This window comes from bacterium (Candidatus Blackallbacteria) CG13_big_fil_rev_8_21_14_2_50_49_14 (genome assembly GCA_002783405.1).
Classification (GTDB): Bacteria; Cyanobacteriota; Sericytochromatia; order UBA7694; family UBA7694.
The window spans coordinates 1-16,091 of record PFGG01000052.1; the positions used below are offsets into that span (position 1 = coordinate 1).

The following is a 16,091-nucleotide window of genomic DNA, read 5'->3' on the forward strand; positions in this document are numbered from 1 at the left end:
AACCACCTTTTTAATTCAATGGGATACTTATATTATATCGCTTTTTGAATCTATTACTAGTTTTTCTACAAACTCAACGCTGTGCTTAAGCTGCGAATACACGCCGAGCGTAGCGAGTAGTGTATGAGGCAGTTTGAAGCACTTTGTTGTGTGTGCATATTTTTGTATAAAAATTTTAACTAAAAATAACTTTAGGGTCATTAAATATCCTTGTTTATCCAGTCACTCAAATTTGGTTGTAATCAATTAAATTTTGTTCAACAACATTTTTGTGGGCGGTTTTAGGGCTTTAACATCGCATAAGCTAATTGAGTTTAGTAATTACATTGACGGTACCTACCTTCAAACATTTTTTCCACGAATTAGGCAGCATCGCATAAAGGTTTTCTTTACAGATTATTGTTAATATCAACACGGTTAATATAGAAAAAATATTTGTCTATTTTATTATCTTTCCATTCTATAAAATTATTTTCAATTTTTTCTAGCTTAAATCCAGTTTTTTCTGCTACTTTTATCATTGAAATATTAAAATCATATGTTTCTAACTCAATACGCAATATATCAAAATTTTCAAAAATATATTTCACCCAAAGTTTGATAGCTGTTTTTGCAATACCTAACCCTCTATATTCGGGCTCATAAATTCCAATTCCTATTTTCACTGATTTCTTTTCAATATTTAACCCATAGCAATTCAGGCTACCTATTCTAAGGTTATTTGACTCTATCCAAACTCTAGTTCTAAGCCCTGTGATTTCATTATCAATACCTTTATTAAAAACCGTTTTGATTTCTTCTTTTTCGTTTGGAGAAGTTATTTCCCATGGAGCATCAGTAGTCCTCCAATCTCCGTTATTTAACCAATACCAATACCATTCAAAATCATTTTTTTGTCTGGTTACTATTTTACAGATATCTGAATTTGCAATAATCATCTGAATTAGCTCTCTAATCTTTAGCTAACAATCATAGTTCTATAATTTCTGTCACCTGCGAAGTCAGGTGGATACACTGGTTGTGTCGCATCTGGCTTGTTAATCTCACTTTAATTCTCAATTGTCTCTCGGGTTATTTTTATCCAGGTGCATCGCTTTTATTAACCCGCCTTTTGAGTTATTCATAATCTCTACTTCTCGTAAATCCCGTAGTTTATTGTCCGTCTCTATTTATCTAACCCTCTTCTTTTGGCCTACTCAACCGCTCTTCAGCTAAGACAAGTCGCCCATTTACTTACCATCTAAGGTGCACCGGCTGGTTCGCGCTCCAAAGGTCACATCTTCAGTGATTGTAGATTCTCGCGAGTTACATATCAACATCCTACACCTGTAGTCCTCGCATTTCGTTTATTTAATCGCCCAAAGTTACGGCTCGCTCTCGGGAAAGCGTCAAGCCGGATGTCGACACAACACTCCGCTTAACCTGCGCAGCATAGCAAGTCAGGTTGAAGCGGATTGTTGGCTTATGGGTTTATATGTAAGGTTTGATTGCCTTTAAATATTTGCCGAAACACATTAGGGCTTTGTCTATCTCTCTTTGAGGGTGCCCAGAGAAAGACTTAAAGAAATTTATGTATTCATTTAAATATACCTCATATTTATCTTTATTTTTTTGACTTAGTTCCAAAATTGATCCTTTTTTTAGGAATTGCATAGCACGATAGACATGCTGATCAAATATTGGCCAATTTTCTGGTTCAAGGCAGTGAGCATAAAATATATTCCAGATTGCTCCACCTGACTGTGATGCGTTAAGATAGCGTCTTTTTATATCTCCACAAAAATGAAGAGGATAATTCAGTAGGATACCATTCATCTTGTGCTGAGCAATTCTATCCCCAGTGCCATTTTTCCATTGAAATAGTTGCTCTCGGGATTCTTTAGTAAATGGCTTTGTCAGTGAAATATTTTGATCGTACTTCCATTCATCAGAATAGATATATTTGCTCGACCAATATGTTATAAATTCACAACTCGTTTTATGCTTGGGCGGCAGTGGAAGATTTAGATTCACGGCTTTTTTCCAATAGTAAGTATGATTTCTATTGTACAAAACACGATGTAGCCTACACGTTCCATTGTGAGCATAATACATAAATGTAATTATAACCTCTCGCACCAGTCGAGAGGGTGGAAGTTTTGCCAGAAAGCGGAGCATTTTTCATCAGAAACCTCTCTTACGCCTATTAAAAGCGAATTATACCCCCTGTATCAGGCTTACCAATTTGGGTACAAGCTATTCAGACCTGACAAGCCGAAACCCGAAGTCGTCGGACCTGATGTTGAGGAGAATGTTCGTATTGCTGTTATTATCAAAGCTACAACTGTATGCAGTTGTGTTCCAGCCCCCGCCACGAAGAATACTAGGCTCGTAAAATTCATTTTTACACCATTCCTGAACATTGCCGTGCATGTCATAAAGCCCCCAGGCATTGGGTTTTTTCTGGGCCACAGGATGGGTGCGACCGCCAGAGTTTTTATCATACCAAGCATACTGGCCCAACTCGGATTCTTTGTCACCAAAACAGTAATTCCCGTTGCTGCCTGCCCGACAGGCATATTCCCACTCTCTTGCTGTGGGCAAACGATAGACATTTTGCCCTGCCTGATCATTCAATTTCTTAATAAAGCTTTGTGCATCATACCAACTGACTTGCTCGACCGGGCAATTCTCATCACGTTTATTTTTCGATGGATTATCCCCCATCACTTGCTGCCAGAGCTTTTGGGTGACAGGATATTGAGCGATATAAAAATCTTGATATACGGTGAAAGACTTCGCATTACTTCCTACTCCCCTGCTGAAACTTCCTGCTTTAATCAAGACAAAATCCTGATTATAATGATCTACGTAACTTTTAACGCGATTCGGATTATCCATATAACTTTTAGAGTTAATAAGAACTCCTAAGCCATTGTATTCTTTTTCAATTCTTTCCCCAACATAAAATTCAACAGTTTTCATTACAATACGTGTTTTTTCCACCCAGTTGGTCTTTGACACCAGGCGGGTTTTATCCACCATGTGGGTTTTAGTTTGCAATTCAGTCACTGCAGCGCGCCAAAGCCCGGCAGGCTTGATTATCACTCTTTCTTGATAGGTTTTTTCCTCTTGATAGACCTCCTCGACTTGATACTTGACCTCTGCTCGATATACCTCATTGACAGGGTCTTCTTCGTAAAGGGTGTGCACGACATCCTCATTAAGCCAGATTCGCTTTTTTTCCAGTTCAGTCCGAAACTGCTCCAGCACAGACGAAAAATCCACCAGATCATATAAAGCCCAGTTATGGCCTGTGTCTAAAAACAAATCCATTTGCTGTAAGCGCTGATCATGTAACGCTTCGGGACTATTTTGACGATAAAAATCCAATTGACCAGCCAGCTCCTGAGTCACAGGAAGAATTTGGTTGTATTTTTCAGCTCTTAAATCATTTAGGAAGTGACAGAATGTGTCATTGTGTTTTTGAAAATCGCCATCTCCAGCGGCCTTGAATATATAAAAACGATCCAGATCAATGGCTTTTCTTATAACGGGTAAAGCTAAATTTACCTGATTTGTTGCCATTAAAACCTTTGCAGCCTGAAAAAAGGCTTCTCCCATTTGGGGGTGAAGTGTCATTGCCATTTCTGTATGAGCCAGCGCTTCTTTCATCTTCCCCTGGCAATAAGCGGCCCAACCGGCTGATAAAAACGCACGCGCAGAATCTTCAGGATAATCTGTTTTCGCATAGCGAGCGGCCAGCAAAAACGATTCCTCAGCTTTGTCCAGATTCACAAGGGAGAGATCCCCATTGACAAAGCCGAGGTATACTGTACCCTTCATCTGATGAAATCGCCATTCCAGTTTATATCCAGACGACGTATGGTCCCCCGATATCGACTTTTCCAGCTCATCCAGGCACTCTTGAAATAGTCCTTGCCTAAAAGCATCACGGGCAATTTCAAAGTGGTTAAAAGCAACTGTTTGGACTGGGGTTTTGGCAATTTTGACCAATTCAGACAGGGAGTCATTCATGTGTCCAAGAGAGGCAAGGACAGCTCCAAATCCCCAGTGAAAAGTCGCATTTAGCTCAGATATGGATGCTCTTATCTCACCCAAATCATAGGACAACTGCTCAAAACCGGAATTCAGGGTTTGGATATTTTCACGCTCCAGAGCTTTATGTTCAGAAAAAAGTTCTCTAGTTTGTTCCATATGTTCGCGGGATAAAGCTTCATGCGAAGTGATCATTTCTCTGGTTTGGGTCTCTACAAAGCGGATATTCTCACGGGATAGGGCTTCTTGAGAAGCGATCAATTCACGGGCTTCACGAGAAATTGTCATTGAAACCCGTTGTGAAGATTGAGATGCTGATGATGTCAGATCATCCACAAAAGACTTTGCCAATAAATAATCCGGATAAGAAAGGTGCGAACCCGACACGTAATTACCCATAATCGCCTCAAATTTTTTTATTCAGAAATTATGACCGTATCAGATGTGCTAAATAAAAGATTTTTCAAGCCCTCTTGCGCCTGTCAGGAGGAGAACTGGCAGGTCACGCCAGGGATTCTGATATCCGGTCATTAAATCCAAAAAGCTGTTTCAATTCATCTATCATTGTAACATCCAGTCCTGAGGTTAAAAAATAGCTATAGCAAGCAAAATTAATAAGCCGGGTCGTCAGTTTATCTGAGCAAAATAATTACTGTGGCAAAATGTGTCATAACAAGATTTCCTTGATTTTTTCATAACATTGGCCTATTTAAAAATTTGAATAATGACTTTAATAATTATTTAAATTAAAAAGAATATAAATTCAAAAATTTTTAGTCTATATTTATGTCTTGCGCCAGTCAAGACGATGAAGTTTGTTGCCCTGTGCGCCACACACTTTAATTATAAACCCCTTCTTTAAAAAGTTCAGAAAGGCTGAAAACTAATTTTGTATACACTAAAATTCTATATTGCATACCGTCTGAAAGCATGTTAGAATAAGGATATGCTTGCGTGTGGCAAACCATGGCAACGACGCACATGTGCTGCGAGTGGAACGAGTCAGTACGATGTGCATGGTTGGGCGAGAAAATCAAGTTATTTATTCACAAATAGATAACATGATCAATTCTAAAAAATTAACAACATCTTTAATCTAGAGTTAAATAAATGTTTCTCATAATTTTTTCTAACTCATTAATGAGATTCAAATATTTATTTGAAGTCTCTATAGACATTAATTTTGATCTGTGATTGAACAAAATAAATGAAAGTAAAAATGCCCTATATCCAGCAATTTTATTTATCAATTGATGCTTATTATATTTTTCAACCAGATTGTTCGGGACTTTTTCAGGTGTAGTAAATCTCTTTATAATATTGTATTTAAAACATTTTTTTAAAATAGCAGATATTTCAGTATTTTTGTTATATTCATAAATAATTTTTTGAATAATTTTTATTTTTTTATTTGAAACTCTAAACTCACACATATTTGGAGTATTTTGCAAAGTATATCCGTTAATGGAAATTGTATTTTTTTTTGATATGACCTTATGTTTATTTATAAAAAATCCATATTTTGATAAAATTGACTTAATACTTACATAAAAAACATCTGTTTGAATATGTGGATTTGCATTTTTTGGCATAGAAAATAACATATCATCAGCATATCTAGTATAGGTCACCCCATATTCTAAACAGATATTTGAAATCTGAATATCAATGCTTCTAAAAACAATATTTGAGATTAATGGAGAAGTTGAAAAGCCCATTGGAAGAATATATTGATATTTAAATTGATTATTTTTATACGTTTCATCAATATACAAAGTTGTTAAAAAAATAAAATATTCTAAAAGTGAAATTTGACTGTTTTTGTCAATAAACTCGTCCCTAAAGTATGAAGAAAATACATTATTAATTAAATTCTTAGATATAGAATGAAAAAAAGATTTAATATCTAACCTTAAAAAGAAATAATTTTCTATATGTGGAGAAAAAAAATTAATATAGGATAATCCAGATCTGAATGCGATAGCGGAGCTATTTAAACTAATTTTTTTTAAGAAATTTTTATTAAGATTCGAATGAATTACGCGTAAAAAACTCCACAGCTTGATATCAGTTCTTAATTTATAAAAAAATTTATTACTTAATTGAAACTCTACTACGCCAGATGAAGGTATATTAAAAATTTTTCCGGCTGTAAATTCAATGAACGTGTCATTATCAATTAGATTGATAAATTCAGGTCTAGAAAGTCTTTTCATAACTCACTCTATTTAGGAATGAAACTTCAAGGGTATAGCCTGAAACCAAAACAACCTTTCACGTGTGGTAACGCGCAGCGTTAAAGTGCTGATATCGTAATAGATAATATTACGAAGTGACCCCGTCAGGTTGTGTAAAATGGACTAGGTATGACAAGCATACATTTTACCTAAGCAAAATTCCTAATCTTTCAAGCTATACCCTATAGCTTTAATTATAGTATTTAATTCTGGAAATGTGTTATTAAATTCATTATAAAAGTTTAAATTTTTTGATTCAATTTTATGAATTGAAAAATTCAAAAATTCTGTTACCCATCCTTCAGTTTTTTCAATTCTATTACATAATTTTGCCTGCAAATATTCTAGTATTTTTTTATTTTCAATTGATTGATATTGTTTGCTTTGACTATTTTCAGAAAATATATTTTTATATGTTACTAAACTTCTACTTTTACCGTTAAACATAAGTCTGAAATACATCACAATATCATTTGAATCTAAACTAAACTCACTCATTAAGTAGTTAACTATTTCATCAATATCTGAATCTCTAGATATTTTTAAGAATTTTGGGACACTTTTTAACCATTCAATAAAAATATCATATGAATCAGAACTAATAAGGGCTTCTTCAATTGTTGAGTAATTTATTTTAACTTTATGATACCAACAAAAGCTAATTAAATTACTTAAATAGTCTTCAAACTTGTTAGAATTCGTTTGAGCGAAAAGACTTTTTGGTGAATATGTTACACTATCTAAAGGTAATTTTTTTAATTTTTTTAAATGAGAATTGTATGAAATCAACTCTTGGGATCTAAATCCAAAGTTAAAATCATCATCAACAATGGTTTTTAACTTAAAAATTGTCTTTTGATCTTTTAAATTATATTTTTTTGTATTAATATCAAAATTTAAAACTTTATCTAAATCAAATACAACTAAATATGGAATATTTAATTCTGATAATGTATCTTTTAAACTACCAATAATGACATTATCAGAACACGAAAAAATATCTATTTTTTTTAAGATGGGAAATTTTTTTGATAATAATTGATTACCAAATAACTCAATTTCAGTTTCTCCTTCTACAAACAAAACAAAGTTACTAAAAAACAACCTTGATTCATTATCACTAAATATATTTAAAAACTTACTAGAATAAATATTACAGTTAAATCTTTTTACTTGAGTAGGCGAATTTTTCGTTGATCGTTTCTTAAAATGTATAACTTGTTGAATATTTGAAAATAACTTAATACTATATTTTAGTATGTTTGGAGAATGGGTTGATATAAATAGTTTTGGTAAAGGAGTTTTAGTTTTTCCTAAAAATCGATAATAAATTTCACTTAAATTTTGAACCAACTCTTCCGCTTTTTTAGGATGCAAACCTATTTCAGGCTCATCAATGTATAAAACTGGAGAAATATAACTAGATCTTGTTAAATTTACCATGATTGACAGAAAAATCTGTATATAAGCAGATGAATTTGCTCCATTCGATTGAATTTCTAGATTTTCGTTATTTAATTCAAAATTATGACCAGATACTCCAACTTTTATATAATTAAATAGTTTTTCTCTCGTAGAATATTTTTTTACCGAAACAGGGTTTTGATTAAAGTTATTTTCGATTAAGTTTATATATTTTGTATATGCTCCTTGCTTATGAGCAATATGTGTATCGAAGAATTCTAATATATCTTTTTGACTTACATTATGAGTTTTAAAGGAAGTTAACTTACTTGCGTTTTCCCATAGTTCACCCCAATCATATAAATTTAATTCTCGGGTATCAATTGTAAACAAGGGATATAGGTAATGTAAAATTCTAATGATCTCTCTGTTTTTTACAGACCATTTTATTGAGTTATTAGATAAAATATTTAGCTCAATAGTAAAAAATGGATTTTTTGTGTTTTTAAAAAAAACATTGTATATATTTTTGAAGAATGGGTTATTTAACTGCTCATTATAATTTGTAACAATCGAGTAAATTCGAGTCATATCATAAACAATTTTTATACTTCCAAAAATATCATAATTATTATGAAGCAATGGAGGCATTACTCGTTTTTCTTCTAAACAGTCATAAAAAAATTGTAATGCTTTTAGAAAATTAGACTTACCAACATTATTTTTCCCTACAATGCAATTAATATCCTTAATTTCATCAACTTGAAAATTATCAAATGAAAAAATGTTTTTGATAGTAATGCTTTTAATTGTCATAAACTTATAAATATAATTAATTAGATTTCAAAACATTAACTTGAAAGACAGAAATTAAACCGTATTTCAAATTCATATAACAACTTAAAATATAAGGATAGCACATAGGACTAATTATGATTTTAACAAACCACTTGCGCAGTCAAGTGAGTGAGTTAGTTGCGCGGCGCAGGGCCTAAAATCTAGTTTTTTCTTATGCGCCTCAAATTGAGTCATAGTCTAATCTCTTGCCTCGTCCGCATTATTTTTCCATCCTAAAACGCACATTATGACTGGGTTTTGCCCGCACAAGTCCGCCGCAACAAGTAATTATCCAGGGGCTGGATAATCCCATCACCACCCCCAGCCCCCCTTCTCAACACAAATCCCCATCAGCTTTTCAGCCTTGCAGTATAACTCCACTTTGCCCCCCAAATCAGCGAAATTTAGCACTTTCCAAGCAAGCCCTCAAGGTCCATCTAACACGCGCATTTTCAGCTTATCCTGTTTCCGTATAACTCCACCCCAGGAAGAATTATCCACCCCAGTATATTGCCTCTGAAGAATTCTTCGCTTTCTGTATAACTCCACTTTTTAGAGAATTACTCTCTTTCTGTATAACTCCAAAATTAAAAGCATGCTCTACCCAAGGAAAATCCAGACAGAACCCTGCCGCAAACAGGCAATCACAGCTGGACAGAATCAAAACCACCCCCATAGAATACAATTCAATCGAAAAAGAATCAAGAGCCCATCAGAGACCAAAAATTTGTCACATAAGTACAGTTTTTTAACAAAATATTGAAATTTGTTAAATTGTATTTTGTTTGTCATAATTGGATGAAAACCTCAATAGGCAAGAGACTTTCTGGGAGTGGTGAACACCAAAAATAGATCATTCATCGCTTTCTGGATAACGCACAAAATCCGGAATTATACAGAAGAAGGGTTTGTGTGTTGAGTCATTTTTCAGTGCCTGGCTCCAATTTCGGCCTGCAGGCTTTCCATTTTTCAAGCGAATGCGTATGGGCAAGATTGTGACAGGGAGGATATTATTATCAATTGAGGTGAATCCTACTGTTAGCTGAAAGGTTTGTTGCTCTCCTCCAGCACATCTCTGAATTAACTTCACGTTCCGCATATCTTAATACAGAGTTAGCTTCTTCAGCCGCGAACACTTTCAGCCAAACCCCATTTTCTCGGGGAGCAGAATTTCTTTCACCCTTGCTTTGCCCCTCCAGGTGGGCCATTTTAAAGCTTTCTCTTCTTTTTTGAGACTAAATCAGCAATCTGAGGCAAGCTGAAAAGCTTGAGCTGCTACAATAGAAGAGGTATTTCAGCTTAATCATTTTAACCACGATAAGGAAAACACTCCGCATGTCAGATCTTCGCTTTCAGACCGGCTCTATGCAGGCTTTCTGGAATGCCAGACAGAGCGGAAAAGATCCCAATACCCTGAAAGACGACCCCGCCGCCCAAGCTTTGGGCAAGGTCTTTCAGGATCAACAGTTGACCCGCAAAGAATATGACCAGCTCAAAACCCTCTATTTGAAATCCAATCCCGACGGGGATTTTGAGACGTTTTTGGCCGACGCCCTCGATGGCAGGGCCGATGGCAAAACCCTCACAGCCTTTGCTGACGCCGTGCGGGAATTGAGTCGCAAAGGCTCTGCCCTTTCCTCTGTCTCCTTTCAAAACAATGAACAGCATACGGGCTTTCAAAGTCTGGCGGCAGCCATCTTACAACCAGATAAGCAGGTGCTCGACGCTGTAAAGGCTGCCGATAGCGATGGCAATGGCAGAATCGAAGGCCAGGAACGGGCCCAACTGAAGAGCGTCTTAAATGCTCAGAACTCCCAGGATTTCTCAATGGTGGCCAAGGCCCTGGACGATGGCATGACCACCCTGGCCTACGATGCCAAACAAAAAACACTGAGCCTCTTCTTCAGCGAGCGGCCCCCTGCTCTGTCGGGCAGAGTGCAAGATGTGCGTTTCAGTGGCGAGTTAAAACTTGAAGACATCGATGGAGTCAATGATCTCAGCCGCGATGATTTAAAGGGCAGGGCCAATGGCCAGGTGCAGATCAGCTATCCCTTTCTCTCTGAAGTCATTCATGATGCCTTGAACCCCAATTTGCCCAATATGTCAGGTTCTGCTTTGGGTCTCAGTGGCGGCTTTCGTTTTTCACTGCAAAACGAGCATTTTGATGCCCAGCGCGGCATGTATATTGTCAATGCCACCACCACCCTCAGTGCCGGGGTCTCACGTTTTTCAGCCTCTCAGGATATTCCGGTAGAAATTCAAATCAAGCATTCCCCAGAGGGTGAGCTTCAGATTCAAATTCCCGCTTTGGATGATGTCTCTGTGCCTGGTTTGCGCGCCGCCGCCTGGAAATTGCGCGATGGCTTGTTGCAACGGGTTTCTTCGGGCATGGAGCGGGCCGTCGATCAGCAGTCCATGGGCGTGAAACTTCACCCCCACGTCAAAACCATCGAGGGCACCTATACCAACTGGCATTTGGGTGAGTCCCGTGGGCCAGTCAGTCAGCGCCTGGTGCTGCAGCCCAGTTTGCAACTCCAGTTAAAAAATCCCCTTCCCCGCTCAGATGGCAAACCGCCAGCGGATATGCTATTAGACCTGCAGGCCGATCGCAGCAATACCCAGGCCAAGGTTCAGGCCAAAGGCATTCAATTGCAGTTAAAAAATGTGCCCGTGGCTGGCAGCTCAGATCAGAAGGCCACCGTCTCTGCTGCCAGTCAGCGCGATCGGGTTTCCGACAGCGCACGGGTTCAATTGGAGTATGGGCTGGACATCGACATCGCCAAGGGCGGCAAGCTGCGCCATGAGGCGGTGATTCAGGAAGCCGATTTTAATTTGGATGTTCAGGCCGATGAAATGGCGGATTTTGCCTTTGTTCCCCGCACAGAAGCCGTCTTGGGCAAAGAAGGCAAGGCCCGCATGCAATTGCGAGGCCATTTAGAGGTCAGCCCCGATCATCAGGTGCGTGGCAGCCTCAATGGCAAGATCAGTGGGCAATCCACCCAGGGGGAAGCCTTTACGCATTTTAAAACCCATTTGGACACAGGCAAAACCGAGGCCCAACGCATTTCGCTGGCGGGCACCGATTTAAAGTACAACCCTGCCGCCGGGCAAAAAGGCGAGGTTCACCATGCCCGCTTGCAGGCCCAAACCGGTGAAGTCACTCGCGGGGCCGCGCAACCGGTTAAACTCGAACTGAACCAAGCCGAAGGCCAGGTTAAAATCGACCTGAAAGTCTTGCAGGAATTGCAGGATCAGCTCAAGCAGGGCAATGAACAGCTGCTCAAAACCCTCCAGTCTGTGGGTTTGAGTGATGAAACGCTGCAAAAACTGACCAAGGGTTCGCGCAAGGAATTGCGCCAATTGCTGAAACTTGACGATTTCCTGCCCCGTTTGCAGTCTGCCATGGTGCGCTTTGAGGCCGGGCACTGGGAATTGGCCATTGATCGCCAGGGCTACCAGGTCAAGGGCAAAGAGTTGCATTTAAAAGCTGAAACCCAAGAGACAGGGGCCGATCAGGTACATGCCGGAGCAAACTTAGAAGTTTCAGCCCAAAGTCTCGAAGGGCATTCTTTGACCACACCGATCAGCATCAAAGGGCTGCAGCAATTGCAGAAACGGCTTCAGGATGCACCTTTTCTGCGCGAAAGCATTATGAACCGGCTTAAAATTGCAGGTTTGACCCCTGAACAAATCGCCGTGTTTGAATCGGGAAATGCCCAGGCCTTAGAGGCTCTCTTGCGGGTCAGCGACTTGCCCGAACGGCTTCAGGCGGTTTTGTCTGACAATGAAGTCAGGCTCGAAAATCTGTCTGCAGATTTGAAGGCCGAACGGGCAGACCACGAGACCGGGCTGCTTGCCCAGGCACATTTTGAGGCCGGCAGTCTGCGCCTGGATGCCAGTGAAAATTTAATCACCCCAGAGCTGCTCAAAACGATTCAGGCCCGCCTGCAGCCTCCCAACCGGGAAGCGGCTGAACTCTTGGAAACCCTGCACGATGCCGGGCTCAGTGAGGCCCAGATTGAACGCTTGAAATCTGGCTCTGAGCAGGAGCTGGCAGAGCTGGCCAAAGATTCAGATTTTGTTCAGAAAATGGTCTTTGTGCCCGCCCGCAATCAGCTTCACCTTTCGCTCAAAGACGGGGCAGCCCAAGCCCAGATTCAGGCGACTGAATCCTCAGGCAATCGGCTCGAACTCAAGGCCGGAGCCGCAGGGCTCTCGGGGCGGCATGACAGCCCCGGCAGTTCACGCCTCAAGGCCGATAGCTTGCAGGCCGAGGCCCAGTACCAGGATGGGCAGGGCAACCGCCTGCATTTAGAGACCGTTTTAGAAAACAGTCAGTTTCGCAAAGATGCGCGTGGCAAATACGTGCTCGAAGCCCCCCAAGCAGAAAGCGTAGCTGAGCTGCGCCTGGCGCTGAAAGACTTCAACCGTTTGGTAGAGGCGGTGGGCCCAGTTGAACTCAAACGTCTGGTGGAAGCCGGTCAAAAAGATGATCTTCAGGGCATTCTGCACAGCATGGGCCTGACCGAAGCCCAAATCGCCCGCACCATCGCCATCCTCTGGCAGCCCCAGGTCAAAGCCCTTTTGGGCACCAGTGATTTTGTCAAAGCCTTAGAAAATGCAGAAACCTTGGATATCCGCATTCAGGCCAATACCTCTGCCCGTATCAGCAACCCCACGGGCCAAATCGAAGTCGATGCCAAGGGGGCCGGCACAATGCATGCCGCTCTCAAAGATGCCTCAGGAAACGCCCTCGTGCGTTCTGAAGGCCAGGCCCAGGGCCTGAAAGCAGGCTTGGACGCTTCAGGGGTTCAGCTGGATATTGCTAAAATTTCTGGAGATACCCGAGGCTTGCATGCCGATGGCTCTGAGTTTATTAAGTTATCTGGCAGTATTGCTGATTTCCGCAGCCATTGGAGCGAAGCGCAGAAATCTGTTGGAATGGGTGCTGTTAGGGCAGATATCGACGCAAGTACCCAATTGGATTCTGAATCGCTTGAAAAGATTCAGGATATTCTTAAAAACTTTAAAGATGCCCTGCAAGAGCGCCTCAAATCTTTTGGCTTGAGTAAACAACAACTTGAAAATTTGATTCGGGCCTTTGGCCAGAAGCAATTCAGCCAGTGGTTTTCTGGGGCAGATCGCGAACAGATTCAGGCCTTTGCTGAGCAGTTTGGAATCAGCACCCAGCAATTGGAGCGGATTCTGGATTTGATGCATGACCAATCTTTCCATCAGGTGATTGAAGAGATCTATAATTTTTCAGAGCTGCTCGACAAGGCCGAGCTGAAGACCCATCTCGGCGTAAGTGCAGGGGGCATGGACTGGTCTGACAACGACAAGCAAATGGTGTTGGGGCTGCGCGATTTGCAGGCCAATCTCACGGTCGACAGTCAAAATGCCCAGGGCCACTCAAGCCTCAGCGTGCATGCCGAGCAGGATCAAACCCGCCGCGAACGCACCAAGTCTGAAAGCCATACCACCTGGGGGGAAACCCGTTTCACGGTCTCAGGCGATTCGCAAGATCGCTTGGGCAACCAGATATCTGCCCAGGGCAAATTGAGTTACCAGCCCGGAGAAGTGCGCACCCAGGCCGACGGCAGCTCTCAGCTGAAATTTGGAAAAATTGAAGGCCAGCTGAGCGGGAAAATGTCTGGCCCCAAGCTGCACCAGGCGGATCTTTCTGTGCAGGGAGGCCTGGATTCCATTGAAACCAGCAGCAGCAGCCCTGAGGATTCAGTCTTGCAGCTTGCGAATCTGCAGACCTCTGGCAGCCTCAATATTCAACAGGGCAAAGAAAAGACCCAGTTGGATGCACGCGTAGGTCTTGAGCACCTGACCTCACGGCCCGAACAGCTCAAACTCGACCAGCTTCAGGTTCAGGGCGATTACCAGGCCGATTCAAGCTCTGAAAGCCTGGGGCATCAGCGCCGGGATCACGGCAGTCTTTCAGCTCAGAACCGCATTGCCTCAATCGAAGTGGGCAAAGAAGGCGCGCATATCCAGGGAACCCAACTTTCAGTCCAGGCCCAGGCCAGCCTCTCAGAAGATGGCAAAACCTCAGCCCATCTGGCGGGGCGGATTCAAGATGCCAAGGTCCATGATATTCAGGCCCATGCCGGGCATGTCAAATTGGATCAAGTCGATGGGCATTTAATGGCAGAAGTGCGTACCCCCACAGCCCGCACCAAACTCAGCGCAGACCCCCACTTGGCTGGGGTAAGTGCCCATGAAGGGTTGGTCACTGCAAAAGATCTTCAGATTCGCGGAATTGAGGGCGATGCACGGATACGCATGCAAAAGGTGCGTGAGCTTTTAAGCGCCAGCCCCAATGCTTTAAAAGTCTTGAACCAGGTCGCTTCACATTTTGGCACGCGACCGTCTGAATTGTTTACCAATGATACCCTGACCTTTAAGCTGAATCAGGGCCAGTTAATCACCCAGCCCGGCCAGGAAGACGCTCTGCGCAATCCCAAAGATTTCAGTGGACAGCTTCAAATTCCCGGTTTGCAGACCCAATTGGGCAAAGCGGATCTGAATCTCGATTTAAAACATCTGAGCCTCAATCCCAACCCGGATGCTTCCCCACGGGTGGAGCTTTCAGGTCAGGCCCGTTTTGAGCCCCGTCAACCGGCCTTTAATCAGGCGATCAACCAATTGCTCAAACAACAGTTCAGTGCCTGGGGTTTGCCCAATCTGAATGCCTCGGTGGAGATCAAAAATGGAGAATTTCAGGTCAAAATTGACCGCTGGTTTGTGGCGGGCTTGGTCAAAGCCGATTTTGAGGGCGATCGCATGTCGATTGAATTGGATCGTGTCAAACTCCTGCGTTTTATCAGCGCCAAAGGCCTGATCACAGGCAAAGTAGCTGATTCGCTTGAAAAGAACCTGATTGATTTTTCTCAGGACGAAAACCGCCTGCATTTATCGCTGAACGATATGACCGAAGCAATCCTGCACAAGGACAATCTTCAGATCAAACGCGTGGAGTTGGCGCCAGACAATCATTTTGAAATTCAGTTCAACTATGAAGATTCTCAGGCCTATAATGCGGGAGCCCGCCAACGCCAGGTCAAAAAAGTTCAGGAGCGGGTGCTGCAAAACCGCAGCGAAAGCGAACTTGAGGATATTGTAGAAGACATGGGCAAGAGCACCCGTCAGCGCCTCTTTCAACAGGCCAGTTCCCAGCAGTTACGCAAAATGCTGGAAGCGGTGGGCAATGACTATGACAATGTATTACGTGAGACCTTGGCCCAAGAAAAGGATCTGAAAAACTACCCACTTGAAAACCGGGCGATCATGGCGGCTTATCTGGCCTCCGACAAGGGCTTCCTTGAAGGCGTAGATCGTCAGGAAAAAGATCTGATCAAAAAACTTGTGAATTCTCTGCAAGGCCGGGATTACCAGGTTTTCGCAAAGAGCTTGAGTGCCGATGAACTCAAACGCATCAACCAATTCGCCCATGCCGAGCTGGAAGCGGCTTACCAGCGCCTGAAAGCCAAGGGCACTTAAGTCAAAAGATTGAAACCAAGGGATTGAATCCCCAGGTTTTAACGGAGTGCGTTCAAGTCAAGG

Annotated in this window: 7 protein-coding genes; 1 reads left to right on the forward strand and 6 read right to left on the reverse strand. The window is 41.6% G+C overall.

What is annotated here, in order from left to right:
• Nucleotides 1-389 precede the first annotated feature (389 nt).
• From COW20_12465 to COW20_12490, 6 genes are all read right to left on the reverse strand, one after another.
• Nucleotides 390-938 carry a hypothetical protein gene (locus tag COW20_12465; protein PIW47395.1) on the reverse strand — a complete coding sequence of 183 codons (549 nt, stop codon included), beginning with the start codon at nt 936-938 and terminating at the stop codon, nt 390-392.
• A gap of 532 nt (nt 939-1,470) precedes the next feature.
• The gene (locus tag COW20_12470; GenBank protein ID PIW47396.1) at nt 1,471-2,157 is read right to left on the reverse strand and encodes a hypothetical protein; all 687 of its coding nucleotides are present in this window, start codon (nt 2,155-2,157) and stop codon (nt 1,471-1,473) included.
• A 78-nt stretch (nt 2,158-2,235) separates the two neighbouring features.
• Entirely contained in the window at nt 2,236-3,825 is a 1,590-nt protein-coding gene (locus COW20_12475) for a hypothetical protein (GenBank protein PIW47480.1), read from the reverse strand.
• A gap of 1,304 nt (nt 3,826-5,129) precedes the next feature.
• Entirely contained in the window at nt 5,130-6,254 is a 1,125-nt protein-coding gene (locus COW20_12480) for a hypothetical protein (GenBank protein ID PIW47397.1), read from the reverse strand.
• Between the two features lie 183 nt (nt 6,255-6,437).
• Nucleotides 6,438-8,495, reverse strand: coding sequence for a hypothetical protein (locus COW20_12485; GenBank protein PIW47398.1), 2,058 nt, complete (start codon nt 8,493-8,495; stop codon nt 6,438-6,440).
• Between the two features lie 874 nt (nt 8,496-9,369).
• Nucleotides 9,370-9,615 (reverse strand): hypothetical protein, encoded by a 246-nt coding sequence (locus tag COW20_12490; protein PIW47399.1) that lies wholly within the window; start codon nt 9,613-9,615, stop codon nt 9,370-9,372.
• A gap of 236 nt (nt 9,616-9,851) precedes the next feature.
• On the opposite strand from COW20_12490, the gene COW20_12495 reads away from it, so the two are divergent.
• Nucleotides 9,852-16,028, forward strand: coding sequence for a hypothetical protein (locus tag COW20_12495; GenBank protein PIW47400.1), 6,177 nt, complete (start codon nt 9,852-9,854; stop codon nt 16,026-16,028).
• The last annotated feature ends 63 nt before the right edge of the window (nt 16,029-16,091 follow it).

Coding starts and splice junctions, on each gene's coding strand:
- COW20_12465 (PIW47395.1), bottom strand. CDS start 938: ATGATTATTGCAAATTCAGATATCTGTAAAATAGTAACCAGACAAAAA.
- COW20_12470 (PIW47396.1), bottom strand. CDS start 2,157: ATGCTCCGCTTTCTGGCAAAACTTCCACCCTCTCGACTGGTGCGAGAG.
- COW20_12475 (PIW47480.1), bottom strand. CDS start 3,825: ATGAAGGGTACAGTATACCTCGGCTTTGTCAATGGGGATCTCTCCCTT.
- COW20_12480 (PIW47397.1), bottom strand. CDS start 6,254: ATGAAAAGACTTTCTAGACCTGAATTTATCAATCTAATTGATAATGAC.
- COW20_12485 (PIW47398.1), bottom strand. CDS start 8,495: ATGACAATTAAAAGCATTACTATCAAAAACATTTTTTCATTTGATAAT.
- COW20_12490 (PIW47399.1), bottom strand. CDS start 9,615: ATGCGGAACGTGAAGTTAATTCAGAGATGTGCTGGAGGAGAGCAACAA.
- COW20_12495 (PIW47400.1), top strand. CDS start 9,852: ATGTCAGATCTTCGCTTTCAGACCGGCTCTATGCAGGCTTTCTGGAAT.